The organism is Methylobacterium sp. P5_C11, assembly GCF_054049775.1.
The window spans coordinates 1-18,618 of sequence record NZ_JBFULS010000004.1; the positions used below are offsets into that span (position 1 = coordinate 1).

Here is an 18,618-nt window from a genome sequence, read left to right on the forward strand (position 1 = left end):
GGTCCTGTACCTTCCGGTCCTGTACCTTCCGCCCTACAGTCCCGAGTTCAATCCGATCGAGCAGATCTTCGCCAAGCTCAAGCACCTGCTGCGAACCGCAACCGCCCGCACCGTGCCCGACCTCTGGGTTGCTATCCGCGAGGCCTTCACCCGCTTCACCCCAGACGAATGCCGCAACTGCATCACCGCCGCCGGATATGAGGGCGACTAGGCCGTCGCTACATAGGTGGGAACAGCTCTAGGCGGCGCGGATCGCGGCCGGTTCGGCCACGGCGACCCGATCGCGCCCGCCGTTCTTGGCGGCGTAGAGCGCGGCGTCGGCCCGCCGCATGAGCACGTCGAACGCGACCCCGGGCCGGGCCTGGGCGATCCCGATGCTGACGCTGACCTGCAGTCCCGGGAACTCGGGGACGTTGAGCCCGGCGAAGGTCCGGCGCAGTTCCTCGGCCCGCGCCAGGGCCTCTGCGGGGGACACGCCGGGCAGCAGGCAGGCGAATTCCTCGCCGCCCAGGCGTCCCAGGAGCGCCTCCCGCGGCAGCATGGAGGTCGCCATCGCGCAGAACCCCACCAGCACCGCGTCGCCCACCCCGTGACCGTAACGGTCGTTGACGGCCTTGAAGCGGTCGAGGTCGAACAGCAGCAGGGCCGCGTCGCGGTGCTCGGCGATCGCGGCCTCGGCAGCCCGGGTGAAGGCCCGGCGGTTGCGCACGCCCGTGAGCGCGTCCGTGGATGCGGCGATGCGCTGCTCGCGCTCGGCCCGCTCCTTGACGAGGGCCATGTAGGTGAAGGCCGAGGCGATCGAGAACATCAGGGTGACGAAGCACAGGATCGCCACCCAGGGGGAGGCGAGTGGACTGAGACCCGGCTGCGGCGGCGCGATGAGCGTCGCGGGAATCCGCCCGAGGTAGAAGACACCGTGCAGCCCCAGGATGGTGGCGGCCGTGATCCGGGACGCGAGGCGTTCGCCGCGCCCCCGCCAGATCTCCGCGGTAGCCCCGCCACAATACGCCGCCGCTACCGCGGAGGCGTAGACGATGCGCGCGGCGATCGACCCGTAGAAGGCGGGGATCAGGCAAAGCAGGCACCATCCGAGGGCGCCGGCCATCGCGAGTCCCATGCGCGGCTCCCGCCGCTCGAAGGTGCGGACACCGCTCCAGATCAAGCCGTAGGCGGCGAGCACCACCGCATTGGCCGCGCCCACCGAGATCAGGTCGGGGATCTGGTTGCGCAGGGCGAGGCCGGTCGAGCCGGTCGCTCCCATAAGATGCGCCGTGCCCCAGTACGCGAGCGCGCGGGAGTCGGGCGCCTGCCGCCAGGAACCCAGAAACAGCGCGCCGACCAGAAGGGTCGTCGCCGCCGTGACGATCAGCAGGGTGGCGGGATCGAGCTGCACGACCGACTGAAGATCCTCGCCCCGGAACGATTGCCCTGCGCCGTCTCCGCGGCTTGCCCATCGCGGAGCGATTCGGCATTCCCCGAATTTTAATATGAGATGTATCGAACGACAATAGTTCAGATCAACTCTTTGACCCGACCTGTTACCGATCAGTCACTCTCGATTACATTAAGACATGTCGGACGACCGGATCGGGATTGTTGGCGCAAAGGAAGCGACGCGCCCTTCCGTTGGTTCAGGCAGGACACGGCGCCGAGGTAGGCGCCACGGCCTCCATCTCGACGGGATCGAAACCGCCCATCCGCTCGGCGCGAGACCGTGGAAGGGCGGGGACTTTCGATCCGCTTGTGGACGCCGAGCGCGTGCCAGGGCGGAGTCGGGGTCCGACCGCACGGCCGATCGACGGCGTATGCGTGCCTGGAGCCCCGCCCTCAGGCGCGATGCAGGACCGGAACCGCGGGCGCCCCTTCCCACTCCGTATTGGCGGGGATCGATTCGCCCTTCATGACGATGGTGAGTGGGCGCAGCCGGGCGAAATCTCCGACCTTCGTGTCGTAGAGCACGGTCGAGAACGCCCCCACCGACACGCCCCGCCCGACGACGACGCGGCCGATCTTCATGATCCGGTCCTCGTAGAGATGCGTCTGCAGCGCCGAGACCCGGTTGATCGTGGCGAAGTCGCCGATCGACACGCAGTCGAATTCGGTGATGTCGGTGGTGAGCATGCACACGCCCTGCCCGACCTTCACGCCGAACAGGCGCAGCACCCAGGGCAGGAACGGCGTGCCCTGGAGGTGCTCTAGGAGCACCTTCCCGGCGAGGCCCCAATAGGCCACCGCGATGGCCTCGGTGCGCATCGCCCACCAGGACCACATCGGCTGCATGCCGGGCTTGTAGACCCCCATCAGCAGCCACTTCATCGCGATCACCGCGGAAGACTGGATCAGCGCGATGGCGACGCTCGCCACGACGAAACTGTAGGCCAGACCCCACCAGTCCTGCTCCAGGATGGCCGGGTAGAAGTACCAGTCGATGACCGTGATCGCGAGGGTGATGTAGAGCATCGGCGAGAACGAGGTGGCGAAGGCCTCGAAGATGCCGCGCCGGATCTTCGGCCAGGCCCCGGGCTCATAGGTCTGCGCGGTGGAGCCGAGATCGACCTTCTGCCGGGCCGGCAGCCGGATCGGCGGAGAACCGAACCACGTCTCGCCGGGGCTCATGGCGGCGTTCTCGGGCGGCTTCGACTTGATGCCGATGAGAACGTCGTCGGGGATGACCGCGCCGGGGGGCACCACGGCATCATTGCCGACAAACACCCGTGCCCCGGTCCGCGTCGGTTCCAGGTGCATCCAGCCGCGCCGGGCCTCCTCCTCGCCGTAGACGACCTCGTCGGCGATGAAGTTCTTCGCGCCGACCTCGGCGAGGTCGTACCGGCCCGCAAGGTTGGTCGAGATCTCGGCGCCGTGGCCCATGTTGGCGCCCATCAGGCGATACCAGGCCCGCATGTAGACGGTGGCGAACAGCGACGAGAGCGTCTCCAGCGTGACCTCGACGGCGAGCGCGAGCGACCATTTCCGCAGGTAGAACAGGGAATGGATCGAGTAGGTGCCGGAGCGCGTCCGCGGCAGCACGACCCAGCGGATGCCGGCGATCAGGAGCACGGTGCCGGCGGTCATCAGCATGGCGGTGGGCCATGTGAGGATCGGCAGGTACCAGTGGTAATCGATGTCGGTGATGTCGGAGAGCGAATCCGAGATCTGATCGAAGATGAAGAAGGCCGGGAAGATCGGCAGCAGGCCCACCGCCGGGATCGCGCCGAGCAGCACGACATAGGCGGCCAGGAAGGCCGTACGGCGCGCGAGGGAGGCCTCGGCCGGTGCGGGCAGCTCCGCCGGATCGGCCATCCCGACCTTGCGGCCGGGCGAGCCGTCCCACCGCTCCGCGGCGCCGACCCGGGTCCCGGCCGGAATGGTGGTGAGGTCGGCGATCTCCGCCTGCGGGCCGATCACCGTGTCGTGGCTGATGACGCAGGAGGTCCCGACCGCCGCGTCCGCCCCGATCTCCGCCCGGCCGATGACCAGTTCGTTGCCGACGATCTCGGCGTTGGCGATGACGAGGCGGCCGCCCAGCGAGGCGCCGTCGCCGATGGTCAGCAGGTCGGTCGCGCCGATCTCGATGTCGGAGATCAGGGTGTCGCGGCCGACCTTGGCGCCCATCAGGCGCAGATAGACGGCGATGGCCGGCGAGCCCTGCAGCCACTTCACGTGGACCAGGGGCGCCAGCCGCTGCGCCAGCCACCAGCGATAATAGTAGGTGCCCCAGAGCGGGTAGCGGCCCGGCTTGGTCCGACCGAGGATCAGCCATTTGCCGGCCACCGCCGCCACCGCCGTAACGCCGTTGATCGCCACGTACACGAGGAGCAGCACCCCGAGTTCGGCGAAAAAGCTGAGGCCGCCGCCGGTCAGCAGCAGGTAGGTCACGAACATGCCGAGCCACTGCGCGGTGGCCAGGGCGATCACGAAGGGCAGAGCCACGAGCTGCGCGAGGCCGCAGAGGGCGCGGCGCAGGAGCGGCGGCGGCGCGAAGCTCAGGTCGCGGGTCGCGGCGGCGGCACCCATGCCGCCCGTGCGGGCGATCAGCGCGTCGGCCATGGCCCGCATCGTGCGCAGGGCATAGACGTCCGGCAGGGTGATGCCGGCGAGCGCCGGGTGCTCGCGCACGGCCGAGACGAAGCGGGCGGCCAGCAGCGAATGACCGCCGAGATCGGCGAAGAAGTCGCCCTCCAGCGCGATCGGCTGGTTGCCGAAGACCTGCTTGGCGGCCGCGACCAGGGCCGCCTCGGTTTCGTTGGCGGGCGGCTCCTGCTCATCGTCGGCGGAGACGACCGTGAGCGGGGCGCTCTTCAGGGCCTTGCGGTCGACCTTGCCGGAGGTCAGGCGCGGCAGGCTCTCGGTCACCTCGAAATGGCCCGGCACCATGTAGGGCGGCATCTGGCCGGCGAGCGTCCGGCGCAGGGACGCGGTCTCGATGGAGCGGCCGCGCTCCGGGATCAGGAAGGCGACCAAGCGGTCGACGCCGTCGTCCTGGCGCAGCACCACGGCGGCCTGGTTGATGTCGGGAACGCTGCGGATGCGCGCCTCGATCTCGCCGAGCTCGACCCGGAAGCCGCGGATCTTGACCTGATCGTCGATGCGGCCGTGGAACACGATCCGGTCGGCGGCGTCGAGCGACACCGCGTCGCCCGAGCGGTAGAGCACCGGATCGGTGCCGTCCGACGCGAAGGGGTTCGCGATGAACTTCTCCGCCGTCAGCTCCGGCCGCGCGAGGTATCCCCGCGCGACGCCGGGGCCACCGATCAGCAGCTCGCCCTGCTGGTCGCGGCCGAGCAGGCTCAGATCCTCGCCCGCCACGTAGACCGAGTAGTTGGGGATGGGGCCGCCAATGGTCACCGGCTCGCCGGGCCGCATCTCGGCGGCGGTCGCCACCACGGTGGCCTCGGTCGGTCCATAGGTGTTGAACAGCTGCCGGGACCCCGTCGCCCAGCGAGCGACCAGCGGCTCGGGCAGCGCCTCGCCGCCGAGGAGGACGAGGCGTACCGTCGGCAGGTCGCCCGAGATCATCGCCAGCAGGGTGGGCACGGTATCGAGCACCGTGATCCGCTCCGCCTCCAGGATCCCCGGAAGCGATTCGACGTCGCCCATCATGGCTGGGCTCGCCACGAACAGGGTCGCACCGACAAGATAGGGGACCCAGATCTCCTCCATGGAGAGGTCGAAGGCCACCGAGGCGCCCTGGAACACCACGTCGTCGGCGCGCATCCCGTAGAGCGCGTTCCCCGACCGCAGGAAATGGCAGATGTTGGCGTGGCTGATGACGATGCCCTTGGGCACGCCGGTCGAGCCGGAGGTGTAGATCAGGTAGGCCGGATGATCCGCCGTCAGGCCGGCGGCGCGCGGGTCCGGGACGGGCGCGTCGGCCGGCGTCCCGGCCTCGAGGTCCGGCAGCGTCAGCGCGGGGGCCGCGTCGGGCGCGGTCGAAGCCAGCGCCGGGGAGACCAGCAGCGCCTTCGCGGCCGCATCCGTGAGGCAGACGCCCACCCGGTCGGCCGGCGCCTCGGCATCGAAGGGCAGCCAGGCCGCCCCCGACAGGGTGATGCCGATCTGCGCTACGAGGAGATCCGGGCCGCGGGCCATCCACAGGCCGACGACGTCGCCGGGGCCGATGCCGCGATGGGCGAGACCGGCGGCGATCCGGCCGGCGCGGGCGGCAACCTCGGCGTAGGTCAGGTGCGGGTGGACGCCTCCGGCCTCAACGCGCGCGCCATCGACGAGACAGGGATGGCCGGGTCGCTCCGCGGCCGAATGCAGGAAGATCTCGGCCAGCACCTCGTCGCGGATCAGGTCCGGCCGATGGTCCCCGCGCAGGAAGGCCGCCGCGTCCCCAGGGCGCTCGCGCTTCCCGGCCGCCGGGCCGGGCCGGGTCTTCTCGGCGACGTCGCTCATCCGCTGCTCCGCTGGCCGCCCGCCCGGGCCGGCGCCTTCCGTGGCCGCCGCCCTATAGCCTGTCGATCGTGCCGTTATCGAGGCGGCTTTGCACTGCGCCGGCTTTCAGGATCAAGCCCAGCGCCAGCCGCCGGGCTCCAGGATCAGGACCTCGCCCTGACGGATGCCGAGGCGCGGCGCGGCGTAGATGTCGAGGTGGCCGAGGGCGACCAGGGCGGCCCGCGCGACACCGCCATGGGCGACGACCACCGTATCCCGCGCCACGGCGGAGAACATCGGGCCGACCCGCTCGACGAGGGCGGCGTAGCTCTCGCCCCCGAGCCCGGGCGGGCGGTAATGCCAGCGATCCCGGTCGCGGCCGGCCGCCCCGGCCGGGTCGCGGCGCCGGATCTCGGCCCAGGTCGAACCCTCCCAGCTGCCGAAGCCGATCTCCCGCAGGCGCGGATCGGTGCGGTACGTCTCCGGCGGCAGGCCGAGGGCGGCCCGCAGGATCTCCATGGTGCGCCGGGTGCGCTTCAGGGGGCTCGCCACGAAGTCCGCCTCCGCCAGCGCGGGTCCCGCCGCGGCGGCGAGGCGCTCGGCGACGGCGGCGGCCTGCGCCTCGCCTTGGGCGTTGAGGTCGGTGTCACGCCCGCCCTGGAGGCGCCCCTCGGCATTCCAGGCGGTCTGGCCATGGCGAATGAAATAGATCGTCCCCAACCGTCTCAACCCCGTCCTGCGCAGGCATCCGGAACGGCCAGGAGCGCTGGCCGTTCTCGCCGTCGGTCGGCAAAATCCGGAAACAGGTCCTGCCCCATGTCCAAGAAGCACGGCAAGCATCATCGCGGCCACAAGCGCGACGGCGGCGTGACAGACGGTGACGACCTGAACGGGGTCGCCGGGGCGCAGCGCCCGTCGACGGCGCGCTGGGCAAGCGGCCTCGATACGATTGCCGGGACCGTCCCGGCGGCCGCGGGGAGCCACCGGCGCGTCCCGATCCTCGCCGCGCCGGGCATCGTCGCGGTCACACCCGGATCCGCGTTCGACCTCGCCGCGGTGGACCCGGACGACACTGGCGGGCTCGACAAGGACTGGGCGAAGGACGCACTCGATGGGGAGCGCGAGCGCATCGTGGCCCTCCAGGAACGCCTCTATGCCGAACGCAGCCGCAGCCTGCTCCTGGTCTTCCAGGCGATCGATACCGGCGGCAAGGACGGGACGATCCGCTCGATCCTCAAGGGTGTGAATCCCCAGGGCTGCGCGGTGGCGTCGTTCAAGGTGCCGTCGAGCGAGGAACTCGATCACGACTTCCTGTGGCGCTATCACGCACGGGTGCCGGGTCGCGGCATGATCGGGGTGTTTAACCGCAGCCACTACGAGGACGTGCTCGTGGTGCGGGTGAAGGGCCTCGTGCCCGAAGCGATCTGGAAGAGCCGCTACGACCGGATCAACGACTTCGAGCGGCTGCTCACCGAATCCGGAACCACGGTCGTCAAGTTCTTCCTGCACATTTCCAAGGCCGAGCAGAAGAAGCGCTTGGAGGCCCGGATTGCCGATCCGCAGAAGCACTGGAAGTTCGACCCGGCCGATCTCGTCGAACGGAAATCCTGGGATTCCTACCAGCAGGCCTTCGCAGACGCCCTGTCGCGCTGCTCGACGCCCTCCGCCCCCTGGCTGGTAGTGCCGGCCAATCACAAGTGGTTCCGGAACTACGTGATCGCCAAGACGGTGGCGGATACACTGGGGGCCATGGACCCGTGCTTCCCCGAGGCCGCCAAAGGCATCGCGGATCTGACGGTGCCGGACTGAGGCGGGGGCCGCGGGATGCTGGTTGTTCGGGAGGTCGCGGTCTCAGGATACCGCGCCCTGCGGCGGATCGGCTTTCCCATCGAACCGCTTTCGGTCTTCGTCGGCGGAGCCGGTACCGGCAAGACCAACCTCAACTGCGCTGCTCGGCTATCGCCTGCCGCCCTTCATCGCCCTGAACGAGCCCCAGACCAGCCTGCAACCCCGATCTGCTGGCGCCGCTGGCCCGACTGATCGCCTGGGCGGCGGAGCGCACGCAGGTCTGGCCGGTCACGCATTCCGAACGGTTGGCGGAGAACGTGGCGGAACACGGCGGCGCCAGGCCCCGGACCGTGGTCAAGCGCTACGGCGAGACGCGGATCGAGCGCGTGCGGCTCTCGGGCGAATCCGCCGAGGCCGAGGCGGGTTGAAATCGTCTGCGCGCGGCACGACGCAGGTCCGGCAGCGTTCCAGCGATGCCGGCACGCGCGACCCGGGTCGGGTCGGCCCGCCCGCGCCGATCGCTAATCCTTATCGAGGGTCAGGTCCGGAGCATCGGGGTTCTTCATGCCGACGACGTGATAGCCGGCATCCACGTGCAGGATCTCGCCGGTCATGCCGGCCGCCATGTCGGACACCAGATAGGCCGCCGTCTCGCCGACCTCGCCGATGGTGACCGTCCGGCGGAGGGGCGCGTTGTACTCGTTCCACTTCAGAATGTATCGGAAGTCGCCGATGCCCGACGCAGCCAGCGTCTTGATCGGGCCGGCCGAGATCGCGTTGACCCGGATGTTCTTCGGCCCGAGGTCGGCCGCCAGATAGCGCACCGACGCTTCGAGCGCCGCCTTCGCCACGCCCATGACGTTGTAGTGCGGCATCCATTTCTCGGCGCCGTAATAGGTCAGCGTCACGAGCGAGCCGCCCGGCCGCATGATCTTCTCGGCCCGCTGGGCCACGGCGGTGAACGAGTAGCACGAGACCAGGAGGGACTTGGTGAAGTTGTCCTCGGAGGTCTCGATGTAGCGGCCGGTGAGCTCGTCCTTGTCTGAGAAGGCGATGCAGTGGACGACGAAGTCGATGCCGTCCGGGAAGACCTTCGCGGCCTCCGCGAAGACCGCGTCGATCGTGGCCGCCTCGGTGACGTCGCAATGGCCGATGACGTGGGCGTCGAGTTCCTTGGCGAGCGGCTCGACCCGCTTGCGCAGGGCATCACCCTGATAGGTGAAGGCGAGTTCGGCGCCGTGGGCGCGGGCGCTCCGGGCGATGCCCCAGGCGATCGAGCGGTTGTTGGCGACCCCGAGGACGATGCCCCGCTTGCCCGCCAGAAGGCCCTGCCCGTGTTCCGCCATGATCGATCCCGAAGCCGCGCGACCCCTGTCGGAGCCGGGTGGCCTCCTTAGCGGAGCCAGCCCGGCGACGGAAGTCCGGGGCGCCGCGGAGGGCTTTCAGGCGGCCCTCGCGTGACGTGTCCGCTCTCCCGCGAGCCGTACCCGAGCGGATCGGATCGAGCGATGGCCCGGGTCGCGCAGCCCCCGGATCGCGCCGTGGTCGCTCCCCGTAAGCCGCGTCCTTTCGCCCGTGGCGGGGTGCCAACCCCGAAGGCTCGTCCCAAACGGTGCAGCAGGGTTCCGGAACAGATGCGCTAGGCCGGATTGGCCGCCCGTCGACCGCGGGCGAACTCCGTCAGCGCCGCATCCTCGCTCTCGGGCAGCACGATCGCCGTGGTGGCGAACAGGTCGCCCCGCGTCCCGTCCTTCTTGGGCAGGCCCTTGCCGCGCAGGCGGAAGGTCCGGCCGGAACTCGTCATGGCGGGGATCTTCATCTCCACGGCGCCCGTGAGCGTCGGCACGCGGATCGTCCCGCCGAGGACGGCATCCTCCAACGGCACGTCGACGGGGGTGCGCAGGTCGGCTCCCTCGACGGTGAAGCGCGGATGCGGCCGGAGCCGAATGGTCAGGAGTGCGTCGCCCGCCTCCCCACGCGGGCCGGCGCTCTGGCCGAGGCCGCGCAGGCGGATGGTCTGGCCGTCGATCACGCCGCGGGGGATCATCACGTCGACCTCCCGCCCGGTGGGCAGGGAGAGGCGCAGCTTCTCCTCGCTGGCGACCTGCTCCAGGGTCACCGCCAGTTCGGCGGCCACGTCGTCCCCCTTGGCGGCCTGACGTTGGCCGCCCGGGCCGGCGCCCCCGGCGCGGAAGGCCTCACCAAAGATGTGCGAGAAGATATCCTCGCCCATCCCGCCGCCCATGCCGCCGCGCTGGGCGCGGGCCATGTTCTCGAAGTCGAAGTTGCCGCCGCGGCCGCCGCCGAAGCCGCCGAACCCTTCGAAACCGGTCGCGCGCGGCTTGCCTTCGGCATCGATCTCGCCGCGGTCGAACTGCTTGCGCTTCTCGGCGTCGCCCAGGATTTCATAGGCCGAATTCGCCTCGGCGAACCGGTCCTTGGCCTTGACGTCGTTCTTGTTGCGGTCGGGGTGGAAGTCCTTGGCGAGCTTGCGATAGGCCTTCTTGATCTCGGCCTCGCTCGCCCCCTTGGCCACGCCCAGCACGTCGTAGGGATTGCGCATGGATCTCTTGGCTGTGCGGTGTGGGTTCGCCACCCGGATGTGGGATGGATGTTGCATCCCTGCAACGGTCCTGGCGGCGAAAGTCTGCGGGTTCGGTCCGAACGTCAAGCGGCCGACCTCGCCGCGGCGCCGCGCGCGGCCTATCGTGCCCTGCGGCGCGGAATAGTACCTCCAGCAGGCCCGTGCCGGAGTTCGGCGCGCGCAGGGATCGAAAACCGGAGCCCCGATGCACTACACCTGCGACCACCTCCATCTGCGCAGCCGCGATGCCGTCAAGGCCGCCGCGTTCTACGTCGAGACCTTCGGAGCGCGCGAGGTGAAGCGCGTTGGCGACGACCCGGTGCAGCGGGTCGTGCTCGACCTCGGCGGTCTCGCCGTCTTCATCGAGCAGGCGCCGGCCGAGACCGCACCGGCGGCTTCCACCCCCTGCCTCGGCATCGAGCATGTGGGGCTGCGCGTCGCCGACATCGAGGTCGCGATGGCCGATCTCACCGCCCGCGGCGTGACCGTGCGCGCCGGCATCACCGAACGGGGACCGGGCCTGCGGATCGCCTTCGTGGAGGGACCTGACGGCGCGCTGATCGAGATCCTGGAGCGCAAATCCGCCTGATGCCGTGCGTTCGCGGCTGCGGCGCCTCGCTCGCCGGCGAAGCCGATGCGCGGCCCTTCACCGACGCGGCTGGCCGCACCGTCGAGCTTCCCGATCGGGTCGAGCGCGTGCTGCCGGCCGCTTGGCCGCCAAGGGGCCGCCCGCCAGGACGGTCACCCCGGCGATGCTGCGCCTGATCTACGGACTCGACGTGGTGGTGGTGCCCGTGCCGGGGATCGCCACGCCGGTCTGCGTGCCGGTCGTCCCCGGATCGGGGCTGGCATCTCAGCCCGCGTGCGAGACCCGATCGGCGGTCGGAAACGGTCCGGCCCGGGGACGGCCGGAGGCATGAGACGGGGCGCCCAAGACCGCATCGCAATGCAGCCTCACGCGGGCATGGCATTCGCAGGCGGCGGCCGAGACCGCCCGGCGGTCGAGGATCGTGATGCGTCCCCGCCCAACCCGGATCAGACCCTGCTCCTGCAGGACCCGCAGGATCCGCGTGAGGTAGGTGCGCTGGACTGCCAGCATCGAGGCCAAAACTTCGTGGGTGATCGGAAGGGTGTCGTCTCCGACGCGGTCCTGCAGCGACAGCAGCCAGCGGAGACAGCGTTGCTCGATCGGGTGCAGGGCGTTGCAGGCGGCGATCTGGAGCAGCTGAGCCAGGAAGCAGTCGGCGTAGCGAGCGAGATAATCGCGGAGCGTGTCGGACCGCTGCGCGGCCTGTCGAAGCCGATCCGCACCGATGCGCAGCATCGGCCCGCCCACCAGCACCAGCCCACCCGCCGAGGCCGGCAGCCGACCCTGGCCGATGATCCCGCCCAGCGCCCCCTCGTGGCCGACGCTGGCGGTCTCCGCCGTCCGGCCGTCCCGGGTGGCGATGACCAGCGCCACGACAGCCTGCCCGCAGGGAAAGGTCACAGTGTCGACCGGGGCACCCGCCACGAACACCGCATCCCCCCTGTCGAAGCGCGAAGACTCAAGATGGGGCGCGATCAGCGCGCGATCCGATCCCGGAAGCGCATCGAGCAGCAGATTGCCCGTAGGGGCGGCAGGTTCGATCGGCATGCGGGCTGGATGCGGGAGGAGAGGCTCCCGTCGGGATCCTCGCGGGCTCACCCGTCAGGGGGCACGCCCATCCAGCATACGCCGCACCCACCGCCCTCGAATTAACCTAGGTTGCGGCTCGGCTTCCATTCTACTTATCCGTGCAAAGACCTTGCTCCGAGAGCCGCTTGTGCTCTCGCGGATCGCAATCCGTGGACAGGAACGAGGCCCAATCGGATGGCGTACCGTAGAAAGCGTTGCGGTCGACGTCGCCCCGCACGCCGGGAACACGCCCCGTGGAAGTGAACTGCCAGAGCATCCACTTACGGTTGACGAACCGCTGCTCCGGTTCGGCCGCCGTGGAGCGCAGCCAGTGCGGGTAATCCGGAAGTTCGCCCTCCAGCACGTCCTTGTGGAAGGTGATGTCGGTGTAGATGATCGGGCGCTTGCCGGTATAGCGCTCCATCTCCTCCAGCATCTCGGTGACCATCGCCAGGGCCTGCGCCTTCGGCAGCTTCTTGGGGCAGGTCTGCGAGTGCCCGTTCCACTCGACGTCGAGCACAGGCGGGAGGGCAGTGGGATCGTTCGGGACGTTCTTTCTGAACCAGTCCATCTGCTCCCTGGCGGAGCGGCACCAGAACACGAAATGGTAGGCTCCCCGCGGAACGCCTGCCCGGGCGGCGCCGTCCCAGTTGGTCCGGAAGCGCTCGTCGACGTGATCACCGCCCTCGGTGGCCTTGATGAACGCGAACTGCGTGCCGGAGGCCCGGACCGAGGCCCAGTCGACGTTGCCCTGCCACTTCGAGATGTCGATGCCCTGGATCGGGTGGAGCTTGGCCTTAGCCACCCCCGGATGGGGCTTGGCGTCGCCCTTGGTCGGATAGAAGTCGTTGTTCGACGCGCAGGCGGCGAGGCCTGCGAGGATCGCGGCTGCGGCGAACCGCCCGGCGAGGCGTCGCACCGGCATCAACCGGCGGGTCAGGTGCCCGGCCCATGTTCGGGCCGGCGAACGCGAAAGCTCGTAGATCCGCGACATCAGTGTTTAGCCCGCCACCGAAGATGCGCCACAGACAGGCGTATTCGATGGCCCCGGCGCGGTTAACGGAGCTTTGCGATCATTGCGGCGGAATTCCGAGATCCGTTGCATCCCCGCGACATACGCATCCCATCCCCGGCTGGTTCACAGGGCGCCATCCGGCTAAGTCGCGGTTCCGCAACGCGAGTCCGGATACGGCACCGTGAGCAAGCATCTGTTTACCATAGGCTACGAAGGCCTCGATTCGGAGCGCCTCGTCGGAGTCCTGCGATCGGCCGGCGTCGCGGTTCTGGCCGATGTCCGGGCGGTGGCGAACTCGCGCAAGCGCGGCTTCTCGAAGGGCGCCCTCGGGACCTCCCTGCGCGAGGCCGGCCTGGACTACGCGCACCTGCGCAGCCTCGGGAYGCCGAAAGCGGGGCGGCAGGCCGCAAGGGCCGGGGACGCGGCCCTGATGCGCCGGATCTACTGCGAGGAGGTGCTGGACACCGCCGCCGGGCTGCAGGCCCTCGAGGACCTCGCCACGCTGGCCGAGGCCGCACCGATCTGCCTGCTCTGCTTCGAGCGCGACCCGGCCGGCTGCCACCGGCGCGTCCTGGCGGAACGCCTCGCGCCGCGGGGCTTCGTGGTCAGCGATCTCTACGGCTGAACGGGCTTCAGCGCGCCGACAGGGCGTGCGCGCGCATGCCGAGCGCGCCGGCGAGGCGCCGGACCGGAGCCAGGGCCAGGGTCAGCCCCCGCGGCGCGGCCCCGCGCGGAGCGCGGGGACGGCGGCGGTCCGCATCCGCCACCGGCTCGACGGGCAGGTAGAGCGTGTCGAGGAAGGACAGTTCCAGGAGCGTGGCCCCGTCATCGTCGGTGATCACCATGGCCGCCTCCATGAGCCGCGGGTCGCCGCCGTGCTGGCGCATCAGGCCCTGCACGATCGTGCGCGCGGTGGTCCGGGCGGCCTCGACGTCGTCGACCCACTGGGCCGCCGAGGCCGGGAGCGAGGCGTTGCCGAGGCGGATGGTGAAGTGGGCGCGGACCATGAAGCGCTCCTGGGAGGCAACCGGCGGGGAACCGCCGGAGAAGGTGTCAGGCGGCCTGCGCGTCGTCGACGGGCTCGGCGGTGGACTCGGCGGTGGACTCGGACCTCTCGGCCGCGGATTTCGGATCGAAGGCGTCGGCCAGCAGGCCGAGACGCCGCGCCATGTCCCGCACCTCGTTGAGCGCGATCGACTTCTGGCCCTCCTTCACCGCCCGGGTGATGTCGCTGACCTGCGTGGTGGCGATCCGCTTCAGTTCGTCGGCGAGCTGCTGGCTGGTCATCATCGCATCCGGACCCGGATTGTCGGTCTGAGCCGGGACCGTGCGGTGCCGGCGCTTACCAATGGGTTGCGCGAGGCCGCGAGGCCTGTGGACAAGATGGGGATCCATCGTCCGGCTCAGTCCTGCAGGTGCCGCGCCGCGATGATCGAGGCTGCCGTGCGGTTCTCGACGCCGAGCTTGGCGTAGATGCCTTCGAGGTGCTTGGTCACGGTCCGGTGGCTGAGGCCCAGGATCTCGCCGATGTCGCGGCTCGACTTGCCCCGGGACAGCCAGAGCAGGACCTCGGCCTCGCGTCCGGTGACCGGCAGGCGCGCCCGCAGCCGCTCGACCCCCCCCGAGAGCGCGTCGCGCGACAGGCGGAGCAGGATCTCGTCCGGGGTGCGGCCGATGAAGCTCAGGGCATAGGCGGCGCCGTCGCGATCGGTCAGGGTCAGGGGTTGGGCGGCGCCGGCGAGGCATCCGCGCAGCCAGTCGCGGGCTCTGGCGGGCAGCTCGAGGGCGGCGGACGGATCGGCGGCGAGCCCGGCCAGCAATCGCCCGGCCTGCGGGGTCGACCACAGGACGGTCCCGTCCTCGGCGACCGCGAACAGGGTCCGCCCCGTGGTGTCGAGGGCCGCTCGCGCGCTCTGTGCGGCCCGGGCGCTGGCGAGATGCACGCGGATCCGGGCCAGGATCTCGTCGGGAGCGATCGGCTTGGTGACGTAGTCGATCCCGCCGGCGGAGAGGCCCATCACGATGTGCTCGGTTTCGCTGAGCCCGGTCATGAAGATCACCGGGACCCCGGCGAGCTGCGGCTTGGCCTTGAGCCGGCGGCAGGTCTCGAACCCGTCCATGCCGGGCATCACCGCGTCGAGGAGGATCACGTCGGGGGTGATCTCTTCCACCAGGGCCAGGGCGAGGTCGCCGCCGACCGCGACCAGCACGGTCGCGCCCGACCGCTCGATCGCGTCGGTGAGGAAGCTCAGCGTGTCGGGGGAATCGTCGACCACCAGGATCACGTCCCGGTGCGGCTGGGTCGTCGGCGCGTCAGCCATTGCGGGCAAGGTCCTGCAGGACCGACAGGTAGCGGCGCAGATCGTAACCCTCCACGAGGCCGCGCATCCGGGCGACGAAGGCAGGGGGCACCGAGACATCCTCCTCGAGCTGGGCAAGCTTGGCCTCGATGGCGCGGATATAGCCGATCCGGCCGAGGCGGAGAAGTTCGCCGATATGCTCGGGGCCGGGTCCCTCCGCGGCCGCCGATGCGGAAAGCGGCTCGCGCCGGGCGGGGATGCCCGGCTCCGTCCATTCCAGGTGGAGCAGCTTGCCGATCCGGTCCATCACGTCGCGCAGGTCGAAGGGCTTGGCGAAGATGGCGTCGTGGGGAGCATCGTCGCCCCGCACCGGGCTGATCTCGTGGACGTTGGCCGACATCATGGCGATCGGACCGGCATGGCCGGCGGCCCGCAGGGAGGCGGCCACGGCCCAACCGCTCATCCCCGGCATGGCGATGTCGAGGAGAATCAGGTCGAGGCCGCCGGCCGCGACAGCCCTCAGGCATTCGAGCCCCGAGCCGGCCTCGCGCACCGCGATCCCGTGGGGCTCCAGGATCGCCCGCATCAGGGCGCGGTGGGCGGTGTCGTCGTCGGCCACGAGGACGGTACGCCGCGCGCCCGCGTAGGCCCGCTCCGGCGGCGGCGACGGGGTCGGCAGCACGATCGGGGCCGGCTGGGCCACGGAGGCCAGCATCAGGCGCAGGCGCGCCTGCGTGCCCCCACCGGGCGCGGCCACGATGGTGATCTCGCCGCCGAGCAGCTGGGCCAGCAGGTTGGCGATGGTGAGCCCGAGCCCGGTTCCCGGCGTGCTGCGGGCGGCCGGCGTCGAACCGCGCTCGAACGGCTCGAAGATCCGCGCCAGATCCGCCTCCGGGATGCCGGGGCCGGTGTCGCGGATCGTGAACACCGCGATCTGGCTGCGATAGCTCAGATCCAGCGACACGGTGCCGGCCGGCGTGAACTTGATGGCGTTCGACAGCAGGTTGAGGAGCACCTGCCTCAGGCGTTTCTCGTCGGTGGCGACCACGGTGGGCAGAATCTCGGGCCGCGAGAAACGGAACTCCAGCCCGGCCTCGCGGGCCTGCAGCCGGACCATGTCGACCAGTTGGTCGAGGAACTCGGTCAAGCGCACCTCGTCGCGGTGGATCTGGAGCCGGCCAGCCTCCATGCGCGAGATGTCGAGCAGGCCATCGATCAGGCCGGACAGGTGCTGGCCGCTGCGCCGGATCACCCGGATGGCGTTGAGGCGCTGCGCCGGGATCGCCGGATCCGATTCGAGGAGCTGTGCATAGCCCAGCACCGTCGAGAGCGGGGTGCGCAGTTCGTGGCTGATCCCGACCACGTAGCGGCTCTTGGCCTGGTTGGCGGCCTCGGCCCGCTCCTTGGCCTCCTGAAGCTTGGCGTCGGTGACCTTGTGGGCGGCGATCTCGGCTTCGTAGAGGGCCGTCTGGCGCATCGTCTCCGACTGGGCGACACGCCGGCTCTCCTGCGCGAGGACGAAGAGCCACGCCACCACGCCGAGGATCACCACCAGGGTGAAGAACACGCTGGTCAGTGCCGCGCGCAGGACCTCGCGATTCTCCGGATGCCCGATCGTCGCGCCGGCATGGACGATCCCGAGGATCAGCCCGATCACCGCGCAGAGCGTCAGCATGACCGCGAGGTAGCGGCCGAGCGGCGCGCCGATCCAGGCGGCCGTGCGACCCGGCAGGAACCGGGCGACGACGGCCTGCGCCTGCACCTCCAGTCGGCCGTGGGGCTTGCACAAGTCGCCGCAGCGGGCGTCGAGGGAGCAGCAGAGCGAGCAGATCGGGGCGTCGTAGGCCGGGCAATGGGCCATGTCCTCGCCCTCGAAGGGCAGTTCGCAGACCCGGCAGACAACCTCCGCGGCGCCCCAGTCCTGCTTCGGAGTCCGGGCGAGATACCAGCGCCCCGCGGTCGCCCAGGCGATCGCCGGGGCGGCACAGAAGGCGGCGGCGAGGGTCAGGAGCGGTGCGAAGGGCTGCATCGCCGGTCCGAGCCAGCCGACATAGGCCGCCCCGCCGGCGGCCAGCGCCAGCGCCATGGCCCCGGTCCCCACGGGATTCACCGCGTAGAGATGGGCGCGCTTGAACTCGATGCCCGGCGGCGAGAGGCCGAGGGGCTTGTTGACCGCGAGGTCGGCCGCGAGCGCACCGACCCAGGCCGAGACCACGGAGGCGTAGAGCGGCAGCGTGCTCCCGATGGTCTTGTCGATGCCGAACTCCATCAGGAGCACCGCGATGGCGACGTTGAAGACCAGCCAGACCACCCGCCCGGGATGGCTGTGGGTCAGCCGGGAGAAGAAGTTCGACCACGCGATCGAGCCGGCATAGGCGTTGGTCAGATTGATCTTGAGCTGCGACACGACGACGAACAGTCCGGTGAGCAGCAGCGCCGCCCGGCTCCCCTCCCCGGTCAGGTAGCCGAACGCCACCGCGTACATGCGCGTCGGCTCCGCCGCGTGCTCGGGGGACACCCCATGCCCCAGTGCCAGGACGGCGAGGGCCGCGCCGAGCAGGATCTTGAGCATCCCGGGCAGGATCCAGCCGGCCCCGCCCGAGAGCACCGCCAGCCACCACCGGCGATCCCCCGGCCAGGCCGGCTCCGGCACGAAGCGCAGGAAGTCGACCTGCTCGCCGACCTGGGCCAGCAGCGCCAGCAGGACGCCGGTGGCCAGCCCGAACCGGGCGAGATCGAAGCCGGCACCGCCGCCGTCGAGCCCGGGGAAGCCCGCCAGCGCGCTCAGCGCCCCCCCGCCCTGCGCCGCCACGAAGACCAGCGGCAGCAGGCTCAGGACGATCCAGATCGGCTGCGTCCAGATCTGGAAGCGGCTGATCAGCCGGATCCCGTAGACGACGAGCGGGATCACCGCGCCGGCGCAGAGCAGATAGCCGACGCCGAGGGGCAACCCGAAGCAGAGCTGCAGCGCCAGGGCCATGATCGCGGCCTCGATGGCGAAGAACAGGAAGGTGAAGCTCGCGTAGATCAGCGACGTGACGGTCGAGCCGAGATAGCCGAAGCCGGCGCCCCGGGTCAGGAGGTCCATGTCGACCCCGTAGCGGGCGGCGTAGACCGTGATCGGCGCCGCCGTGGCGAAGATGATCAGGCCGACCACCAGCACCGCCGCGATCGTGTTGGGCAGGCCCGCCGTCAGCGCCAGCGTCCCGCCGATCGCCTCCAGGGCCAGGAACGAGATCGACCCGAGAGCGGTCTGCGCCACCTCGAAGCCGGACCAGCGGCGGGCCTTCTTGGCGGTGAAGCGGAGGGCGTAATCCTCCAGCGTCTCGTCCGCGACGAATCGATTGTAGTCCCGCCGGATGGGGATGATGCGCTGCGGCCCGCTCATGCGCGCCGG

15 protein-coding genes and 2 pseudogenes are annotated in these 18,618 nt (G+C 70.4%); 6 read left to right on the forward strand and 11 right to left on the reverse strand.

Translation table 11 applies throughout. From position 1 onward, the window contains the following. Positions 1 to 211, forward strand: a 211-nt coding sequence (locus ACXJKQ_RS03675) for a transposase (RefSeq protein ID WP_457104424.1), incomplete at its 5' end; no start/stop codon positions are given. A gap of 27 nt (positions 212 to 238) precedes the next feature. Here the strand turns inward: ACXJKQ_RS03675 and ACXJKQ_RS03680 are convergent. The 3 genes from ACXJKQ_RS03680 to ACXJKQ_RS03690 all read right to left on the reverse strand — a co-directional run bounded on the left by ACXJKQ_RS03680 (position 239) and on the right by ACXJKQ_RS03690 (position 6,597). Beyond that, positions 239 to 1,393 (reverse strand): diguanylate cyclase domain-containing protein, encoded by a 1,155-nt coding sequence (locus tag ACXJKQ_RS03680; RefSeq protein WP_457104425.1) that lies wholly within the window; start codon positions 1,391 to 1,393, stop codon positions 239 to 241. 434 nt (positions 1,394 to 1,827) lie between these two features. Then, a complete protein-coding gene (locus ACXJKQ_RS03685) occupies positions 1,828 to 5,898 on the reverse strand; it encodes a Pls/PosA family non-ribosomal peptide synthetase (protein WP_457104426.1) in 4,071 nt (1,356 codons plus the stop codon). A 111-nt stretch (positions 5,899 to 6,009) separates the two neighbouring features. Beyond that, entirely contained in the window at positions 6,010 to 6,597 is a 588-nt protein-coding gene (locus ACXJKQ_RS03690) for a histidine phosphatase family protein (protein ID WP_457104427.1), read from the reverse strand. 96 nt (positions 6,598 to 6,693) lie between these two features. Here ACXJKQ_RS03690 and ACXJKQ_RS03695 point away from each other — a divergent pair, with 96 nt between their 5' ends. Further along, positions 6,694 to 7,686: a polyphosphate kinase 2 family protein gene (locus tag ACXJKQ_RS03695; RefSeq protein ID WP_457104428.1), complete on the forward strand. Its 993-nt coding sequence runs from the start codon at positions 6,694 to 6,696 to the stop codon at positions 7,684 to 7,686. A gap of 136 nt (positions 7,687 to 7,822) precedes the next feature. Further along, positions 7,823 to 8,093: pseudogene (locus ACXJKQ_RS03700) on the forward strand (AAA family ATPase); the annotation flags it as partial. Between the two features lie 93 nt (positions 8,094 to 8,186). Here ACXJKQ_RS03700 and fabI read toward each other — a convergent pair. Further along, on the reverse strand, positions 8,187 to 9,011 hold the full coding sequence (fabI, locus tag ACXJKQ_RS03705) for an enoyl-ACP reductase FabI (protein ID WP_457104429.1): 825 nt from the start codon (positions 9,009 to 9,011) through the stop codon (positions 8,187 to 8,189). A 293-nt stretch (positions 9,012 to 9,304) separates the two neighbouring features. Further along, complete coding sequence (locus ACXJKQ_RS03710) at positions 9,305 to 10,228, reverse strand: DnaJ C-terminal domain-containing protein (RefSeq protein ID WP_457104430.1); 924 nt, start codon at positions 10,226 to 10,228, stop codon at positions 9,305 to 9,307. Between the two features lie 226 nt (positions 10,229 to 10,454). On the opposite strand from ACXJKQ_RS03710, the gene ACXJKQ_RS03715 reads away from it, so the two are divergent. Next, positions 10,455 to 10,838: a VOC family protein gene (locus tag ACXJKQ_RS03715; protein WP_457104431.1), complete on the forward strand. Its 384-nt coding sequence runs from the start codon at positions 10,455 to 10,457 to the stop codon at positions 10,836 to 10,838. Then, positions 10,838 to 10,969: pseudogene (locus ACXJKQ_RS03720) on the forward strand (iron ABC transporter substrate-binding protein); the annotation flags it as partial. The gene ACXJKQ_RS03715 and the pseudogene ACXJKQ_RS03720, both read left to right, overlap by 1 nt. Before the next feature lie 133 nt (positions 10,970 to 11,102). Here the strand turns inward: ACXJKQ_RS03720 and ACXJKQ_RS03725 are convergent. Both ACXJKQ_RS03725 and ACXJKQ_RS03730 read right to left on the reverse strand, forming a co-directional pair. Continuing rightward, entirely contained in the window at positions 11,103 to 11,885 is a 783-nt protein-coding gene (locus tag ACXJKQ_RS03725; protein WP_457104432.1) for a Crp/Fnr family transcriptional regulator, read from the reverse strand. A 130-nt stretch (positions 11,886 to 12,015) separates the two neighbouring features. Continuing rightward, positions 12,016 to 12,831, reverse strand: coding sequence for a glycoside hydrolase family 25 protein (locus ACXJKQ_RS03730; RefSeq protein ID WP_457104433.1), 816 nt, complete (start codon positions 12,829 to 12,831; stop codon positions 12,016 to 12,018). Positions 12,832 to 13,102: 271 nt separating this feature from the next. Between ACXJKQ_RS03730 and ACXJKQ_RS03735 the strand changes: the two genes are divergently transcribed. Continuing rightward, entirely contained in the window at positions 13,103 to 13,546 is a 444-nt protein-coding gene (locus ACXJKQ_RS03735; protein ID WP_457104434.1) for a DUF488 domain-containing protein, read from the forward strand. A gap of 7 nt (positions 13,547 to 13,553) precedes the next feature. Here ACXJKQ_RS03735 and ACXJKQ_RS03740 read toward each other — a convergent pair whose 3' ends face one another. From ACXJKQ_RS03740 to ACXJKQ_RS03755, 4 genes are read right to left on the reverse strand one after another with little or no spacing between them, the layout of a single operon-like run. Beyond that, positions 13,554 to 13,928: a DUF6894 family protein gene (locus ACXJKQ_RS03740; protein ID WP_457104435.1), complete on the reverse strand. Its 375-nt coding sequence runs from the start codon at positions 13,926 to 13,928 to the stop codon at positions 13,554 to 13,556. Between the two features lie 46 nt (positions 13,929 to 13,974). After that, positions 13,975 to 14,316 (reverse strand): hypothetical protein, encoded by a 342-nt coding sequence (locus tag ACXJKQ_RS03745; RefSeq protein WP_457104436.1) that lies wholly within the window; start codon positions 14,314 to 14,316, stop codon positions 13,975 to 13,977. 8 nt (positions 14,317 to 14,324) lie between these two features. Further along, on the reverse strand, positions 14,325 to 15,242 hold the full coding sequence (locus tag ACXJKQ_RS03750) for a response regulator transcription factor (protein WP_457104437.1): 918 nt from the start codon (positions 15,240 to 15,242) through the stop codon (positions 14,325 to 14,327). Then, positions 15,235 to 18,609, reverse strand: a complete 3,375-nt coding sequence (locus tag ACXJKQ_RS03755; protein ID WP_457104438.1) for a hybrid sensor histidine kinase/response regulator — start codon at positions 18,607 to 18,609, stop codon at positions 15,235 to 15,237. Before ACXJKQ_RS03755 ends, ACXJKQ_RS03750 begins: the two co-directional genes overlap by 8 nt. Positions 18,610 to 18,618: the final 9 nt, after the last annotated feature.

Bases quoted from the DNA above. Each gene is read 5' to 3' on its own strand.
- ACXJKQ_RS03685 (WP_457104426.1), bottom strand. From the start codon at position 5,898: ATGAGCGACGTCGCCGAGAAGACCCGGCCCGGCCCGGCGGCCGGGAAG.
- ACXJKQ_RS03695 (WP_457104428.1), top strand. From the start codon at position 6,694: ATGTCCAAGAAGCACGGCAAGCATCATCGCGGCCACAAGCGCGACGGC.
- fabI (WP_457104429.1), bottom strand. From the start codon at position 9,011: ATGGCGGAACACGGGCAGGGCCTTCTGGCGGGCAAGCGGGGCATCGTC.
- ACXJKQ_RS03710 (WP_457104430.1), bottom strand. From the start codon at position 10,228: ATGCGCAATCCCTACGACGTGCTGGGCGTGGCCAAGGGGGCGAGCGAG.
- ACXJKQ_RS03715 (WP_457104431.1), top strand. From the start codon at position 10,455: ATGCACTACACCTGCGACCACCTCCATCTGCGCAGCCGCGATGCCGTC.
- ACXJKQ_RS03725 (WP_457104432.1), bottom strand. From the start codon at position 11,885: ATGCCGATCGAACCTGCCGCCCCTACGGGCAATCTGCTGCTCGATGCG.
- ACXJKQ_RS03730 (WP_457104433.1), bottom strand. From the start codon at position 12,831: ATGCCGGTGCGACGCCTCGCCGGGCGGTTCGCCGCAGCCGCGATCCTC.
- ACXJKQ_RS03740 (WP_457104435.1), bottom strand. From the start codon at position 13,928: ATGGTCCGCGCCCACTTCACCATCCGCCTCGGCAACGCCTCGCTCCCG.
- ACXJKQ_RS03745 (WP_457104436.1), bottom strand. From the start codon at position 14,316: ATGGATCCCCATCTTGTCCACAGGCCTCGCGGCCTCGCGCAACCCATT.
- ACXJKQ_RS03750 (WP_457104437.1), bottom strand. From the start codon at position 15,242: ATGGCTGACGCGCCGACGACCCAGCCGCACCGGGACGTGATCCTGGTG.
- ACXJKQ_RS03755 (WP_457104438.1), bottom strand. From the start codon at position 18,609: ATGAGCGGGCCGCAGCGCATCATCCCCATCCGGCGGGACTACAATCGA.